We start from the raw sequence: 15,371 nt of genomic DNA, 5'->3' as shown, positions 1-15,371 counted from the left end.
CCCGACCCCATGTTGCGCGTCATCATTCTCGGTGCCGCGGCCGGCGGTGGCCTGCCGCAATGGAACTGCGCCTGCGACGTCTGCCGGGCGGCCCGTCTCGGCCACCGCGCCACGCCGCAGACGCAATCATCGATCGCGGTATCCGCCGATGGCGCGCACTGGGTCCTGATCAACGCCTCGCCCGACATCCGCCAGCAGTTCGCCGCGGCCCCGGCGCTGCAGCCGCAGAGCTTCCCGCGCTCGAGCCCCTTGAGCGCGATGCTGCTCACCAACGCCGACGTCGACCACATCGCCGGCCTGCTGTCGCTGCGCGAGAGCCAGGCCTTCCCGGTGTACGCCAGCGGCCGCGTGCAGCGCGTGCTGGAAGCCAACGCCGTGTTCAACGTGCTCGACCGCCAGCAGGTGGCGCGCCGCACCCTGACGCTGGATCAGCCGCAACCGGTGCTCGACGCCAACGGCGCCGACACCGGGGTGCGCGTCGAACCCTTCACCATCCCCGGCAAGGTCGCGCTGTGGCTGGAAGACCCGCACGCCGCCAACTTCGGCAGCGTGCCGGAAGACACCATCGGCCTCGCCCTGAGCGCGGTGGGCTCGCGCAGCCGGCTGTTCTACCTGCTCGGCTGCGCCGCGCTACCCGGCGACATCAAGGCGCGCCTGCGCCCCGAGGACAGCCTGCTGTTCGACGGCACCACCTTCACCGAGGACGAGATGATCACCTGCGGTGTCGGCCACAAGACCGCCTCGCGCATGGGTCACCTGCCGATGAGCGGCGAGGGCGGCGCGATCGCGCTGTGGCAGGACGTGCCGCTGGCACGCAAGCTGTTCATCCACATCAACAATACCAACCCCGTCCTGCTTGCCGACAGCCCGGAGCGCGCCGCCATCGTCGCCGCCGGCTGGCAACTGGCCCGTGACGGCATGGAGTTCTGCGTTGAATAAGCCCCTTACTGCCGTGCTGTCGCCGGCCGAACTGGAAGATGCGCTGCGCACCATCGGTCACGAGCGCTATCACAACCGCCATCCCTTCCACCACCTGCTGCACGGCGGCAAGCTGAATTTCGGCCAGGTGCAGGCCTGGGCGCTCAACCGCTACTGCTACCAGGCGGCGATCCCGCGCAAGGACGCCGCGCTGATCAGCCGCATCCACGACCGCGAACTGCGCCGCGAGTGGGTGCAGCGCATCCTCGACCACGACGGCTACGGCGACGAGGAAGGCGGCATCGAGCGCTGGCTGGTGCTCACCGACGGCCTCGGCCTGTCGCGCGACTACGTCATCTCGCGCCAGGGCGCGCTGCCCGCCACGGTGTTCGCGGTGGAAGCCTACGTCGACTTCGTAGCGCGCCACCCGCCGGTGGTCGCTGTCGCCTCCTGCCTCACCGAACTGTTCGCCCCGGCCATCCACAAGGAGCGCATCGTCGGCCTCCTGGAAAACTACGACTTCATCGACGACAAGGTGCTGGCCTACTTCCGCCGCCGCCTCTCCCAGGCGCCGCGCGACGCCGACTTCGCGCTCGACTACGTCAAGCGCCACGCCACCACGTTGGCCGAACAACAGGGCGTGCTGGACGCGCTGACCTTCAAGTGCAACGTGCTGTGGGCGCAGCTCGACGCGCTCTACGCTGCCTACGTCGCGCCGGGCATGATCCCGCCGGGCGCCTTTGACCCGAGCCGGCCGCCATGCTGACCCTCGAGAGCACCGTGCGGCTCGCCCCCGGCACCCGGCTGCAGCACGACAAGGTGCGCGAACGCTGGGTGCTGCTGGGGCCGGAACGCATGCTGATCGTCGACGACTTGGCACGGCTGTGCCTGGAACGCAGCGCCGGGGTGAACATCGGCCAGCTGTGCGAAGGGTTGGCCGCCGAATTCGCCGCGCCGCTCGACACCGTGCAGCAAGACGTGCTGGCCCTGTTCACCACCATGAGCGAGAAAGGGTTCCTGCGCCATGACTGATACCGCCCTGACCCCGCCGCTGGCCGTCCTGCTGGAACTCACCCACCGCTGCCCGCTGCGCTGCGCCTACTGCTCCAACCCGCTGGCGCTGACCCCGGCCAACGCCGAACTCAGCACCGCCGAGTGGTGCGCCATCCTCGACGAAGCCGCCGAGATGGGCATGCTGCAGGTGCATTTCTCCGGCGGCGAGCCGATGGCGCGCGCCGACCTGCCCGAGCTGGTGGCACACGCCAGCCGGCTCGGCCTCTACAGCAACCTGATCACCTCCGGCGTGCTGCTGAACGAAGCCAAGCTCGCGGTGCTGGCCGAGGCCGGCTTGAACCACGTCCAGCTCAGCTTCCAAGGGCTGGACGAAGCCGTGGCCGAGCCGCTCTCCGGCTTCAAGGGCGGGGTCGCCAAGAAGCAGGCCGCACTGGACCTGGTGCAGGCCGCCGGCCTGGCGCTGACGCTGAACTTCGTCATCACCCGGCAGAACGCCCACGAACTCGACGCCATGCTCAGCTACGCCGAAGCGCGCGGCATCGCCCGCGTCGAAGTCGCCAACACCCAGTACTACGGCTGGGGGCTGCAGAACCGCGCCGCGCTGATCCCGAGCGAAGCCCAGCTCGACGCCATGACGGCCCTGGTGACCGAATGGCGCGAACGGGTCAAGGGCCGCATGGTGATCGACTACGTCATCCCCGACTACTACGCGCGCCGCCCCAAGGCCTGCATGGGCGGCTGGGCGCAACGCTTCCTCAACGTCATGCCGGACGGCACCCTGCTGCCCTGCCACGCCGCGCAGACCCTCACCCACCTCGACTTCCCGCGTTTCCCGGCCAGCACGTTGGCCGCAGCCTGGTTCGACTCGTCCGCCTTCGCCGCCTACCGCGGCACCGCCTGGATGCCGGAACCGTGCAGCGGCTGCGACAACAAGGAAAAGGACTGGGGTGGCTGCCGCTGCCGAGGCGCTGGCGCTGGCCGGCGACGCCAACACCCTCGACCCGGTGTGCGAACGCTCGCCTAAGCACGAGCAGGTGGTCACGCTGGCGCGCCGCGAAGCCCAGTTGGGTGACGTGCCGCTGCAACTGCGGCGCTTCTCGTACGCCATGACCGAGGCCTAAACCGGCACGCCCTCCTCGGCGCAAACAGCGACAGCCCGGCTTTCTCGGAAGCGGGGCTGTCGCCATTCCGCGTCACCCTCACCGACCGCTTCGGCCAACCTATTGAGCATTCCTCGCGCCCCAGACGAAGCCACGCCGCCACGTGCCGCCAAACCGCGATGCGCGGTTGGCACACCTCCGCCCCCGGCCTACGCTGAAGCTATCCGGCTCGACCTGAGCCCATACCAGACCGCCAGCGAAGGGACATGCGCGTGACCAAACAGCCTTACCCCCTGGCCCAGGTGTATGGGCTGCTCGAACCCGGCCCGGTGGTCCTGGTCAGCACCGGCGACGCCCGCCACGCCGACATCATGGCGATGTCGTGGCACACCATGCTGGAGTTCGAGCCGCCCCTGGTCGGGTGCGTGATCAGCCGCCGCAATGCCAGCCACGCCCTGCTGACGGCCAGCGGGCAATGCGTCATCAACATTCCCACCGTCGATCTTGCGGAGCAGGTGGTCGCCTGCGGCAATAGCTCCGGGCGGACGGTCGACAAGTTCGCCACCCTGCCCCTGACGCCGGCCCCCGCCTCGTGCATCGCCGCGCCGCTGATCGCGGAATGCTACGCCAACCTCGAGTGCCAGGTCGTGGATACCGCCCTGGTGGAGAAATACGACTTCTTCGTCCTCGAGGTGCTGGCGGCCTGGATCGACCCGACGCGCCCCGCGCCGCAGACGCTGCACCACCGCGGCTATGGGAACTTCATGGTGGCCGGCGAAGTCATCCAGCTGCCGTCTAAAATGAGGTGACAGGCACCGCTGCTCCCCGGCGCTGGCCTATGCTCACCACAGCAGTTCGCCAGCACCGCCCCGCCCAGACGAATCGGGTCAGCGACGTTATCATCGTGGCCAGACGGCGGCCCCTCTCCCCATCGACACGGTTTCCCGGACAATCCCCGCATGACTCACCTCGAAGCCCTGAACCAGGCCCTGTTCCTCACCCTCAATGGGGCTCCCGATAGCCCGTGGTGGCGTATCGCCGCCGCCACCGTCGTCGCCGACGACCTGATCCTGCTGATCCCGCTGCTCCTGCTTGGTCTGTGGTTCTGGGGTAACGATGCGCGCCGCAACGTCGCCCTCAAAGCCTGCCTGGTCGCCTTGCTGGCCCTCGGCTTCAACCAGCTGATCGGGCTGATCTGGCCGCATCCCCGTCCCTTCGCGCTGGGGCTGGGGCACACCTTCATCCCGCACGCCGCCGATTCGTCGTTTCCCAGCGATCACATGACGGTATTCGCCAGCATCGGCATCGCCTTGTTCCTGGGCCGGGAAAAACCGCTGGGCACGCTGGTCCTGCTGGCCAGCCTGAGCGTGGCCTGGGCACGCATTTACCTTGGCGTGCACTTTCCACTCGACATGCTCGGCGCCGTCGCGGTGAGCGGCATCAGCCAGGCCATGGTGGCCCCGCTCTGGGCCCGGGCCGGCGAGCAGACCACCCGGCTTGCCCTGCGGCTCTACCGTACGCTCTTCGCCTGGCCCATTGCCACGGGCTGGATCCGGCGCTGACACCGGCGGCAGCACATCAGACAGAACGCACAAGGAGAGGGAGTGAAAGGACAGTCATTCGATAAGCGGCTGGGTTACGCACTGCGCGGACTGGTGCTGGCCGTCGGGCGGGAAAAAAGCCTGCGCACCCAGTTGCTGGCCGCCGTCGTCGTCCTGATCGTGCTGCTGCTGGTGCGCCCGGCGGCGCTGTGGTGGGCCATTCTGGCCTTGGCGGTAGGCTTGGTGCTGGTGGCGGAGCTGGCCAATACCGCGCTGGAGACGTTGACCGACCACCTGCACCCCGAGCGGCACCCGGAAATCGGCGTGGCCAAGGATATCGCCGCCGGCGCCGTGCTGCTGGCCAGCCTCATGGCGCTGCTGGTCGGGATCGCCTTCTTGCTGAGCTGCCTGGGCGCCTGATGGCGTCCCTCCGCATCTCCCGCTAAGGCAGGTCACGCCCCGGCCCAGCCAACAACGATGCCGTCGGCTGGGTCGGGCAGGCCTCGCTTAGCGGGCCGCCTCGCCGACAAAGATTTCGACACGGCGGTTCTTGGCGCGGCCAGCCGCGGTGCTGTTGCTCGCGATCGGTTCGCTCGAACCGCGGCCGTCGATGCTGATGCGGTTCATCGCCACGCCGCGAGCCACCAGGTAGCTCCGCGTCGCGCTGGCGCGGTTAACCGACAGCGGGCCATTGATGGCATCCGAACCGGTGCTGTCGGTATGGCCGATGATCTTCACCGTGGTCACCGGGTTCTGATTCAGGGTGGTGGCGAAACGGTCCAGGATCGGGCGCATGTTGGACTTGATGTCGTAACGGCCGGAATCAAACGACACGTCGCTCGGGATATCGAGCTTGAGCTGGTTGTCGGCGGTCTGGCTCACGCTCACGCCGGTCCCCTTGGTCGCCTGCTCCATCGCCGCCTTCTGCTCCTGCATGTGCTTCGACCACAGATAGCCCCCGCCCGCCCCCAGCGCCGCGCCGACGGCGGCACCGGTCGCCGCGCTGCGGCCGGTATGCCCCCCCGCCGTCAAACCGCCAATCACCGCCCCGGCGGCCGCGCCGATGGCGGCACCGGTACCGGTATCGCGTTGGGTGTCGTTCATGTTGGCGCAGCCGGAAAGAGCGCTGACACCGAATGCGACAGCCGTAAGGGTAACGATGATCTTCTTCATATGAGGCCCTCCATCGAGTCTTGCAGAATGTTCAGTAGAGAAAGTACCGCCGAGTAACATCGGTTTGATGCGAGCAGGAGCGGGTGGTTCGCCCGTCTGTGTCTGTAATCATAGTACGGCTGCAAGACATTGCTCTGTCATGGCAGACTCCGCGCCCATGCGACCGAGCCGCCACACGCCGCCCATGGCAGACAGAGGGCACCGGGCTTCCCACCCTCAGCGCCCACCACTCCCTCTGCCAGGCCCTCGGTTGCGACAGAAAACAATGCGTCGCCAGCCGCCCGCACGCCGACCAGCCCCGGGGGCAAAGTGCATTGCCAATATCGCCGCATCGCCGGTACGCTTGCCATGAACCGCGCCCTCCCGCCCCTCCGTCCCTGGGCGAGTAGGCTACAGTCAGGGTACGATCCCATCAGGACGGCAACAAAAACAGCAGGCCTCCTCGCTCCAGGCCGGTAACGGGCCTCCGAGGCCGGATTCGGGCGGACGAGGGAACAACGAGGACGTCATGCGACAGGAGTTGCACTGCGCGATGAATACGAGAATGGAACATCGACGGCACTGGCCGCTGTTCGCGCGCCGCAGCCTGCTGGTCGCGGCGCTTGGCGGCGTGCTGGCGGCGCTGGCCAACCCGTTCTGGGGCAACCCGGTGGCTCAGGTGCTGGTGGGCTGGAATGCCGCTTCGCTGATCTGGCTGCTCGCCGTGGGCTGGCTGATCGGTCACGCCGGGCCGCAGGACGTGCGCCATCATGCGGCCGAGCTCGACCCCAGCTGGATGATCTCGCTGGGGATGGCCATCGCCGCCCTCACCGCCAGTGTCGGGGCGATCTTCTTCCTGCTCGCCGGCGTCAAGGGGCTGCCCGGGGGCGGGCGCCTGCCACACGCCCTGGCCGCCATGATCACCATCGCCACCGCCTGGGTCAGCCTGCATACGCTCTATGCGCTGCATTACGCCCATCTCTACTACGCCCACAGCGGCGACCGCACACCCGGCAGCGGCATCGACTTCCCCGGCACGCGGCAGCCCACCTTCGGCGACTTCTTCTATTTCTCGTTCACCATCGGCGCCACCTCGCAGACCTCCGACATTGCGATTACCGCTTCGCGCGTGCGCAAGAGCGTCCTCATTCACGCCTGCCTCAGCTTTGCCTTCAACACCACCCTGCTGGCCCTGACCATCAACCTGGCGGCAGCATTGTTCTAAGCGCCCCGCCCATCGCGCCATGCAACCGCGCCCCGTGCACCATCCCGGAGGAGGCAACCACGACCTTGAGCCACCTTTCGCCCCCATCACGCCACGCCAGAACGGCAAAGAAAAAGGACCTATCGCTTTCGCGATAGGTCCTTTCCGATATGCCTTGGTGGGCCCTGCGGGGCTCGAACCCGCGACCAAAGGATTATGAGTCCTCTGCTCTAACCGACTGAGCTAAAGGCCCTGTGGGGGCGCATTATAGCAGAATATCGGTTACTGGTTGCCCGGCTCGTTGTCGAGAAAACTGCGCAGGCGTTCCGAGCGGGTCGGGTGGCGCAGCTTGCGCAGCGCCTTGGCTTCGATCTGACGAATACGCTCGCGCGTCACGTCGAACTGCTTGCCCACCTCTTCCAGCGTGTGGTCGGTGTTCATGTCGATACCGAAGCGCATGCGCAGCACCTTGGCCTCGCGCGGGGTCAGCGTTTCCAGCACTTCCTTGGTGGCGTCCTTGAGGCTGGAGTACATCGCCGCGTCGGACGGTGCCAGGTTGTTCTGATCCTCGATGAAGTCGCCCAGGTGCGAATCGTCGTCGTCGCCGATCGGGGTTTCCATGGAGATCGGCTCCTTGGAAATCTTCATGATCTTGCGGATCTTGTCTTCCGGCATTTCCATGCGCTCGGCCAGTTCCGCCGGATCCGGCTCGTGCCCGGTCTCCTGCAGAATCTGACGGCTGATGCGATTCATCTTGTTGATGGTCTCGATCATGTGCACCGGAATGCGGATGGTGCGCGCCTGGTCCGCTATGGAGCGGGTAATCGCCTGACGAATCCACCAAGTGGCGTAGGTCGAGAACTTGTAGCCGCGACGGTATTCGAACTTGTCCACCGCCTTCATCAGGCCGATGTTGCCTTCCTGGATCAGATCGAGGAACTGCAGGCCACGGTTGGTGTACTTCTTGGCGATGGAAATCACCAGACGCAGGTTGGCCTCGATCATTTCCTTCTTGGCGCGGCGCGCCTTGGACTCGCCCGCCGACATCTGGCGGTTGATTTCCTTCAGGTCCTTGATCGACAGCATGGCGCGGTCCTGCAGTTCGGCCAGCTTGGTCTGCTTCTCAATGATGGCGTACTTGAAGCGGGTCAGCGCCTCCGACCACGGCTTGCCCGAGCTGATCTCGTCTTCCACCCAGTCGGTGTTGATCTCGTTGCCGGGGAAGTACTTGATGAAGTGGGCGCGATCCATACGCACGCGGGTCACGCAGATGTCCTGGATATCACGCTCGTAGGAGCGGATCTCGTTGACACGGCTGCGCAGCGACTCGCACAGGCTTTCGATCTGGCGCGTGGCAAAGCGCACCTTCATGAACGACTCGGTGATCGCGCCTTGCAGCTGGCGATACTCTTCGCTCTGGTTGCCCTGCTTGCGCAGCACTACCACCAGTTCCTCGAACAGCGCGCGCACCAGCGCGAAGTGCTCCAGCGACTGCAGCTTGAGTTCTTCCAGGTTGGCGTTGGAGATGGCTTCGGCGTCTTCTTCCTCGGCTTCCTCCTCTTCCTCTTCCTCGTCCAACACCTCGTCGGGGTCGACCGGCTCGGCGAACGGCACTTCTTCCTCGACCTCGGCGTTCGGATCGATGAAACCGTCCACTACTTCGTCGACACGTATGTCGCCGGCTTCGACACGCTCGAGCAGGGCCAGCACTTCGGAGATGGTGCCCGGGCAGGCCGAGATCGCCTCGATCATGTGCTTGAGGCCGTCTTCGATGCGCTTGGCGATTTCGATCTCGCCTTCGCGCGTCAAGAGTTCGACCGAGCCCATTTCACGCATGTACATGCGCACCGGGTCGGTGGTGCGACCGAACTCGGAGTCGACCGAGGACAGCGCCGCTTCCGCTTCTTCCACCGCATCTTCGTCGGCAACCGCCGGCGTGGCGTCGGACATCAGCAGCGTATCGGCATCCGGCGCCTCGTCGTAGACCTGAATGCCCAGACCGGTGATCATCGTGACGATGTTCTCGATCTGTTCGGTATCCGACACGTCTTCCGGAAGATGGTCGTTGATCTCGGCGTAGGTAAGGTAGCCGCGCTCCTTGCCCAGCGCGATCAGCAAACGCAGGCGTTTACGCTGATCCTCAAGACTCATCGATTCCTGCTCGTTGTCTTGCATATCTTTCTGATTTTCGGGAGAGGCCGCCATTTCGCTTCCTGCTTGAAAAAAGCCGAAAAAAAACAGTTAAGTTTACCATAACCCCGTGACGAGCCCCAGCACCACTAGCCTTGCCGGGTCAGCAAGGCGCGCAGCAACTGGGTTTCCTCAGGTGTTAGACCTTCATTCCTTGACTTTTGTTTTAGCCTTTCCAGTTCGGCTTCACGCAACAATTTAAGCAGTTTGACGTTGCCGTCCTGAAACTGCTGGCGTGCCTCCTCGCCGGTGTCGGCAAACTCGTCGGGGTCTTGCATGGCCTGCTGCAATACGCTGTCCACCAGCCCTTCGAAAGGGGTGCCGCGAATGCTTTCCACCAGCCGGGCCGTATTGGGCTCCTGCGGCATCTCGTGCACTCGTTCGGCCAACATGGCAAAACAGGCCAATTCGTCGGACAGCGCCACGCTGTCGGAGAGCGTCACATCCTCCGCCCAGCGCGGGTTCATCAGCAGCCACTTGATCTGCTTGCGCACGATCGGCGTATTGATGTAGCGGTTCGACTCGTTAGGCAGACGGTATTCGCGCCTGCCCTTGCGCTCCGGCTTTTTCAGCCCCATCAGCATGTCGAATTCGTCGACGTCCACGCCGGCCAGTTCGGCCAACCTTTTCTTGATGATGAGCGCCAGCGCCGGTGCGGCAATCTGGTTCAGGAGCGGCATGGCCTGACGGATCAGGTCGGCCTTGCCCTCCGGGGTATTCATGTCGGCGCGCCCGGTCAGCTCACGGGTGAGATAGACCGACAGCGGCAGACTTTGCCGCTCCAGGCACTCCTCGAACGCCTCGCGCCCAAACTCGCGGATGTAGCTGTCCGGGTCGTGCTCCTGCGGCAGAAACAGGAAGTTCAGCGCCTTGCCGTCGACCAGCTGCGGCAGGCTGTTTTCCAGCGCACGCCACGCCGCCTTCTGCCCGGCCTTGTCGCCGTCGAAGCAGAAGTACACCTGGTCGGCATGGCGCAGCAGTTTCCGCACGTGCTCGCCGGTGGTGGCGGTGCCGAGCGTCGCCACCGCGTATTCGACGCCGTACTGCGCCAGCGCCACCACGTCCATATAGCCTTCGACCACCAGAACGCGGTTTTTCTCCCGGATCGCCTGGCGCGCCTCGTACAAGCCGTACAGCTCGCGCCCCTTTTCGAACAGCGGCGTCTCCGGCGAGTTGAGGTATTTCGGCTCGCCCTTGCCCAGCACCCGTCCGCCGAAGCCGATGATGCCGCCGCGCTGGTTGCGGATCGGGAACATCACACGGTCGCGGAAGCGGTCGTAGCGCTTGCCCTCGTCGCCCGCGATCACAAGCCCGCTCTCCACCAGCTTCTCGTCCTGGTAGTCGGTGAAAATCGCCTGCAGGTTCTGCCATTCGCCCGGCGCGTAGCCGAGTCCGAAGCGCGCGGCGATCTCGCCGGTCAGGCCCCGCCCCTTGAAGTAGCCGATGGCGGCGGGCGAGGACTTGAGCTGCTGCTTGTAGTACGCCGCCGCGCGCTGCAACAGGTCTTCCAGCGTCACCTTGCGCTCGCGCGCCTCGCGGCTGGCCTGCGGGTTGGCCGAACGCTCCTCCGGCACCGGCATGCCGAGCCCTTCGGCCAACAGCCGGATGGCATCGACGAAGCTCAGTCCCTGGTACTCCATGACGAAGCCGATGGCCGAGCCGTGGGCGCCGCAGCCGAAGCAGTGATAGAACTGCTTGCTCGGGCTGACGGTGAACGAAGGGCTTTTTTCCTTGTGGAAGGGGCAGCAGGCGAGGAAGTTCTGGCCGGCCTTCTTGAGCGGGACGTAGCGATCCACCACGTCGACGATGTCGACGCGGGACAGCAGCTGATCGATGAAATCCTGCGGAATCAACGACAGATTCTCGCGTCAGTCAGGCAGCACCACCGAACAGCTTGCGAACAGAGCACGCGTGCGGGCACCTCAGCCGGCCAGCTTGGCTTTGATGCGGGCGGAGACCACGGCCATGTCGGCACGGCCGGCCAGCTGCGGGCGCAACAGCCCCATGACCTTGCCCATGTCCTGCATCGAGGCGGCACCGCTCTGCACCACGGCAGTGTCGATCAGCGCATCGATTTCGGCTTCGGTGAGCGGCTGCGGCAGGTAGCCGGTCAGCACGTCCATTTCCACCTTTTCCTTGTCCGCCAGGTCCTGGCGGCCCGCAGCCTCGTACTGGGTGACCGAATCACGGCGCTGCTTGAGCATCTTGTCGACCACAGCAATGATGCCGGCATCGTCGAGTTCGACGCGCTCGTCCACTTCCTTCTGCTTGATCGCCGCCATCAGCAGGCGGATGGTGCCGAGACGCTCGGAGTCCTTGGCCTTCATGGCCGTTTTCATGTCGTCACTGATGCGCAGTTTGAGGCTCATGTCTTGCTCGCGGAAAAAGACGAAACCATCGGCATGGCAGATGGCTGAAATTCGTGAAGTACAAATGGCAAAACCGCAGGCGTTGCCTGCGGTCCTGCATTCTTGCCGTGCTACGAAGCGATTAGTACAGCTTCGGCGGCAGCATCTGGCTGCGCAGACGCTTGTAGTGACGCTTCACGGCAGCGGCTTGCTTGCGCTTGCGCTCAGCGGTCGGCTTCTCGTAGAACTCGCGGGCGCGCAGTTCGGTCAGCAGACCGGTTTTTTCTACAGCGCGCTTGAAGCGGCGCATGGCGACTTCGAACGGCTCGTTCTCTTTGACGCGGATATTCGGCATTACCTTAGTGTCCTTAAATTCTGGAAGCTAAATGCTTGAAGAAAACAAATATTTTAACAACGTTCAGGGTTTTGTAAAAGCCTGACGCGACTCAAGCAAGTGTTTTGTGCGCTTTACGCATCACTACTTGCGAGCGGAAATCACCCCCTCACTCGGAGAACTTGGTGTTGCACTATAAAAACGCTTGGGCATGCGACCCGCGCGATACGCGGCACGCCCCGCTTCCACGGCCAACTTCATGGCCCGGGCCATCAGCACCGGGTCATCCGCCGCGGCAATGGCGGTATTCATCAGGATGCCGTCGCAGCCCAGTTCCATGGCGATGGCGGCATCCGAGGCCGTTCCGACGCCGGCATCGACCAGCACCGGCACCTTGGCCTCTTCGATAATCAGTTTCAGGTTCCACGGATTCAGGATGCCCATGCCGGAGCCGATCAGGCTCGCCAGCGGCATGATGGCGCAACAGCCGATGTCGGCCAGCTCGCGCGCCACGATGGGATCATCCGAAGTGTAGACCATCACGTCGAAACCTTCCTTGACCAGCACTTCGGCGGCCTTGAGCGTCTCGCGCACGTTGGGAAACAGCGTGTGCGGATCGCCCAGCACCTCGAGCTTGACCAGGCGATGGTCGTCCAGCAGTTCACGCGCCAGGCGCAAAGTGCGCACGGCGTCGTCGGCGGAATAGCAACCCGCCGTATTGGGCAGCAGTGTATACCGGTTTTTCGGCAGAAAGTCGAGCAGATTCGGCTCATCGGCATTCTGGCCGAGGTTGACGCGGCGAATCGCCACGGTAACGATTTCGGCGCCAGAGGCATCCAGCGCCTCGGCGGTCTGGGCAAAATCACGGTATTTGCCGGTGCCCACCAACAGGCGCGACGCATAGGCCTTACCGGCGATGACAAGCTGATCCTGCGACATCATTCCCTCGTACCCTCTTCAACCGCCGCCAACGGCGACGACAATTTCCAGTTCATCCCCATCGGACAAACATTCTTCACCATGGCGGCTGCGCGGCACGATCTCGCCGTTCTTCTCGATGGCGACGCGCTTGCCGGCCAGTTCCAGTACGGCGATCAGATCGGCCAGCGTGGCAACACCGTCCAGCATCCGCTCCTCGCCGTTGACACGAATCTTCATGCGGGATTATCTCCGTTCCGCCTGCTGCACCACGTCGATCTGCTGCACCTCGTTCAGCACCTTGCCGAGGTGGGCCAGGCTCTCGACCTGCAGGCGGAAATGAATGTGGATGAAACCGTCTCCAACGTGGGTATCCTGGGTGTCGACGCTCTCGATGTTGGCCGAAGCCTGCGAGATGGCGGTAGCAATCTCCGCCAGCGCTCCGCGCTCGTTGCGCGCCAGGATGCTGATATTGACGCCGAACATGCGCTCCTTCGTGCTATCCCAGGTGACGTCGAGCAGCTTGTCGTGATCAACGCGCTTGGTATTGGGGCACACCACACGGTGCACCAGCAGCCCCTGCCCCTTGGTGATCACCCCCAGGATGTCATCACCCGGGATGGGGTGGCAGCAGGTGGCCAGCTGCACCGCGCCGCCCTCGTTGCCACGGATGGTGACCGGCCCGATATGCACGTTCTCGCCGGTGCGCTCCCCGGCCAGTTCGGCCAGCCGGCGCGCCACCACGATCGGCAGCAGTTTGCCGACGCCGATGTCGGCCAGCACATCATCGAACGGCTGGTCCTTCTCGCCATACTGCGCGAGGTAAGCGGCATGCAGCGCGTCGTCCAGCGTCAGCGGCGTGGAGGCCAGCGCGCTGACCGCCTGCTTCAGTAGACGCTCGCCCAACTGGGCTGCCTCCTCGTGCTGCAGGCTCTTCAGGTAATTGCGGATGCAGGAGCGGGCGCGGCCGCTCTGCACGAAGCTCAGCCACGACGGATTGGGCTTGGACTGGGTGGAGGTGATGACCTCCACCGTGTCGCCGTTGCGCAGCACGGTGCGCAGCGGCATCAGCGAATGATTGACGCGCGCCGCGATGCAGCGGTGGCCGATATCGGTGTGCACGGCGTAGGCGAAGTCCACCGGCGTCGAGCCCTGCGGCAGCACGATGATCTTGCCTTTGGGCGTGAAGACGTAGACCTCGTCCGGGAAGAGGTCGATCTTGATGTGTTCGAAGAACTCGACGGCGTCGTCGCTCTCGGCCTGGATGTCGAGAATGCTCTGCAGCCATTGGTGCGTACGCTGGTGCGCGGCGTCGAGCGAGGCGTCGCCGCTCTTGTACATCCAGTGCGAGGCCACGCCGGCCTCGGCCACGCTGTTCATCTCGCGGGTGCGAATCTGCATTTCCACCGGTGTCCCGTACGGGCCGAACAGCGTGGTGTGCAGACTCTGGTAGCCGTTCCCCTTGGGAATGGCGATGTAATCCTTGAACTTGCCGGGAATGGGCTTGTACAGGCTGTGCAGCGCGCCCAGCGCCAGGTAGCAGCTGGGCACATCGTTGACGATCACACGGAAGCCATAGATATCCAGCACTTCGGAAAACGACAGGTGTTTTTCCTGCATCTTCTTGTAGATGCTGAACAGGTTCTTCTCGCGGCCCTTGATCGTCGCTTCGATATTGCACTCGACCAGCTTCTGGCTCACCGAGTGCAGAATCTTGCTCACCACCTCGCGCCGGTTGCCGCGCGCGGCGCGCACCGCCTTCGACAGCACGTGGTAACGGTGCGGATGCAGGTGCTTGAACGCCAGGTCCTGCAACTCGCGGTAGACCTTGTTCAAGCCGATGCGGTTGGCGATCGGGGCATAGATTTCCAGCGTTTCCAGCGCGATGCGCTGGCGCTTGTCCTCGCGCATCGCGTCCAGCGTGCGCATATTGTGCAAGCGGTCGGCCAGCTTGACGATGATGACGCGGATATCGCGCGCCATCGCCAGCACCATCTTGCGGAAGTTCTCGGCCTGGGCCGTTTCCTTGGTCTGGTATTCCAGCCGCTCCAGCTTGGAGAGGCCGTCGACCAGGTCGGCGATGGTGCGGCCGAACTTCTCCACCAGCGTCGGCTTGGTGACGCCGGTGTCTTCCAGCACGTCGTGCAGCAATGCCGCCGCCAGGCCCTGCACGTCCAGCCGCCACTCGGTGAGCATGGTGGCGACCGCCAGCGGATGGGTGATGTAGGGCTCGCCGCTCTTGCGCGTCTGCCCCTCGTGCGCCGCGCGGCTGAGCTCGAAGGCCTGCCGCAGCAGCTGCACGTCCTCCGGTCTCAGGTAACGGGCGGCGGCCTCGAGAAAGGCTGCCGCGTCGGCGTCGATCATCGCCTCATAGTCGATAATCGCGGAGAGGTCTGCGCTCATGGAGCCTTCCATCGGACGCCGGCTCAGCCCTTGTTGCGATGCAGGATTTCGGTGCCGACGTGGCCGGCGGAAATTTCACGCAGCGCCACCACGGTCGGCTTGTCGCGGCCGGCCTCGACGAAGGGGGCGGAACCCGACGCCACCTGACGGGCGCGGTAGGCCGCGGCCAGGGTCAGGTCGAAACGGTTCTGGATACGATCCAGGCAATCATCAACGGTAATGCGGGCCATAATGTCCTCGGCTAATCAA

General features: G+C 64.7%; 18 protein-coding genes and 1 tRNA gene. 9 read left to right on the top strand and 10 right to left on the bottom strand.

The features are described from left to right. Window positions 1–9: 9 nt before the first annotated feature. The 8 genes from pqqB (at window position 10) to ABKF58_RS08495 (ending at window position 4,993) form a co-directional block, all read left to right on the top strand. On the top strand, window positions 10–939 hold the full coding sequence (gene pqqB / locus ABKF58_RS08530) for a pyrroloquinoline quinone biosynthesis protein PqqB (RefSeq protein WP_482584128.1): 930 nt from the start codon (window positions 10–12) through the stop codon (window positions 937–939). Beyond that, window positions 932–1,684, top strand: coding sequence for a pyrroloquinoline-quinone synthase PqqC (pqqC, locus tag ABKF58_RS08525; RefSeq protein WP_008952531.1), 753 nt, complete (start codon window positions 932–934; stop codon window positions 1,682–1,684). The genes pqqB and pqqC overlap by 8 nt, the downstream gene beginning before the upstream one ends. Beyond that, complete coding sequence (gene pqqD / locus ABKF58_RS08520; RefSeq protein ID WP_482584127.1) at window positions 1,678–1,950, top strand: pyrroloquinoline quinone biosynthesis peptide chaperone PqqD; 273 nt, start codon at window positions 1,678–1,680, stop codon at window positions 1,948–1,950. The genes pqqC and pqqD overlap by 7 nt, the downstream gene beginning before the upstream one ends. Further along, window positions 1,943–2,956, top strand: coding sequence for a pyrroloquinoline quinone biosynthesis protein PqqE (gene pqqE, locus ABKF58_RS08515; RefSeq protein WP_482584126.1), 1,014 nt, complete (start codon window positions 1,943–1,945; stop codon window positions 2,954–2,956). The genes pqqD and pqqE overlap by 8 nt, the downstream gene beginning before the upstream one ends. Then, entirely contained in the window at window positions 2,880–3,053 is a 174-nt protein-coding gene (locus tag ABKF58_RS08510) for a hypothetical protein (protein WP_482584125.1), read from the top strand. Before pqqE ends, ABKF58_RS08510 begins: the two co-directional genes overlap by 77 nt. Before the next feature lie 245 nt (window positions 3,054–3,298). Further along, the gene (locus ABKF58_RS08505) at window positions 3,299–3,841 is read left to right on the top strand and encodes a flavin reductase family protein (protein ID WP_482584124.1); all 543 of its coding nucleotides are present in this window, start codon (window positions 3,299–3,301) and stop codon (window positions 3,839–3,841) included. A 150-nt stretch (window positions 3,842–3,991) separates the two neighbouring features. Then, on the top strand, window positions 3,992–4,594 hold the full coding sequence (locus tag ABKF58_RS08500; RefSeq protein ID WP_482584123.1) for a phosphatase PAP2 family protein: 603 nt from the start codon (window positions 3,992–3,994) through the stop codon (window positions 4,592–4,594). A 42-nt stretch (window positions 4,595–4,636) separates the two neighbouring features. Then, complete coding sequence (locus tag ABKF58_RS08495; protein ID WP_014088318.1) at window positions 4,637–4,993, top strand: diacylglycerol kinase; 357 nt, start codon at window positions 4,637–4,639, stop codon at window positions 4,991–4,993. A gap of 87 nt (window positions 4,994–5,080) precedes the next feature. Here the strand turns inward: ABKF58_RS08495 and ABKF58_RS08490 are convergent, their stop codons facing one another. Next, window positions 5,081–5,746, bottom strand: a complete 666-nt coding sequence (locus ABKF58_RS08490; RefSeq protein ID WP_482584122.1) for a YiaD family glycine zipper/OmpA-like lipoprotein — start codon at window positions 5,744–5,746, stop codon at window positions 5,081–5,083. A 532-nt stretch (window positions 5,747–6,278) separates the two neighbouring features. Between ABKF58_RS08490 and ABKF58_RS08485 the strand changes: the two genes are divergently transcribed. Further along, window positions 6,279–6,950 carry a DUF1345 domain-containing protein gene (locus ABKF58_RS08485; RefSeq protein ID WP_482584121.1) on the top strand — a complete coding sequence of 224 codons (672 nt, stop codon included), beginning with the start codon at window positions 6,279–6,281 and terminating at the stop codon, window positions 6,948–6,950. Between the two features lie 155 nt (window positions 6,951–7,105). Here the strand turns inward: ABKF58_RS08485 and ABKF58_RS08480 are convergent. From ABKF58_RS08480 to rpoZ, 9 genes are all read right to left on the bottom strand, one after another. Beyond that, window positions 7,106–7,182 (bottom strand) — tRNA-Ile (locus ABKF58_RS08480). Between the two features lie 29 nt (window positions 7,183–7,211). After that, a complete protein-coding gene (gene rpoD, locus ABKF58_RS08475) occupies window positions 7,212–9,134 on the bottom strand; it encodes an RNA polymerase sigma factor RpoD (RefSeq protein ID WP_008952519.1) in 1,923 nt (640 codons plus the stop codon). 74 nt (window positions 9,135–9,208) lie between these two features. Further along, complete coding sequence (dnaG, locus tag ABKF58_RS08470) at window positions 9,209–10,972, bottom strand: DNA primase (RefSeq protein WP_482584120.1); 1,764 nt, start codon at window positions 10,970–10,972, stop codon at window positions 9,209–9,211. A gap of 69 nt (window positions 10,973–11,041) precedes the next feature. Next, window positions 11,042–11,488, bottom strand: coding sequence for a GatB/YqeY domain-containing protein (locus ABKF58_RS08465; RefSeq protein WP_482584119.1), 447 nt, complete (start codon window positions 11,486–11,488; stop codon window positions 11,042–11,044). Between the two features lie 121 nt (window positions 11,489–11,609). Beyond that, window positions 11,610–11,822, bottom strand: coding sequence for a 30S ribosomal protein S21 (gene rpsU, locus ABKF58_RS08460; RefSeq protein WP_008952516.1), 213 nt, complete (start codon window positions 11,820–11,822; stop codon window positions 11,610–11,612). A gap of 123 nt (window positions 11,823–11,945) precedes the next feature. After that, the gene (locus tag ABKF58_RS08455; RefSeq protein ID WP_014088324.1) at window positions 11,946–12,743 is read right to left on the bottom strand and encodes a thiazole synthase; all 798 of its coding nucleotides are present in this window, start codon (window positions 12,741–12,743) and stop codon (window positions 11,946–11,948) included. Window positions 12,744–12,758: 15 nt separating this feature from the next. Next, entirely contained in the window at window positions 12,759–12,959 is a 201-nt protein-coding gene (thiS, locus tag ABKF58_RS08450; RefSeq protein ID WP_294868022.1) for a sulfur carrier protein ThiS, read from the bottom strand. Between the two features lie 6 nt (window positions 12,960–12,965). Continuing rightward, window positions 12,966–15,122: a RelA/SpoT family protein gene (locus ABKF58_RS08445; protein ID WP_482584118.1), complete on the bottom strand. Its 2,157-nt coding sequence runs from the start codon at window positions 15,120–15,122 to the stop codon at window positions 12,966–12,968. Window positions 15,123–15,145: 23 nt separating this feature from the next. After that, entirely contained in the window at window positions 15,146–15,352 is a 207-nt protein-coding gene (gene rpoZ / locus ABKF58_RS08440; RefSeq protein ID WP_008952512.1) for a DNA-directed RNA polymerase subunit omega, read from the bottom strand. Between the last annotated feature and the right edge of the window lie 19 nt (window positions 15,353–15,371).

It is taken from the genome of Pseudogulbenkiania sp. AW2-16, assembly GCF_056824575.1.
This window is presented reverse-complemented; position numbering and strand designations above follow the sequence as displayed.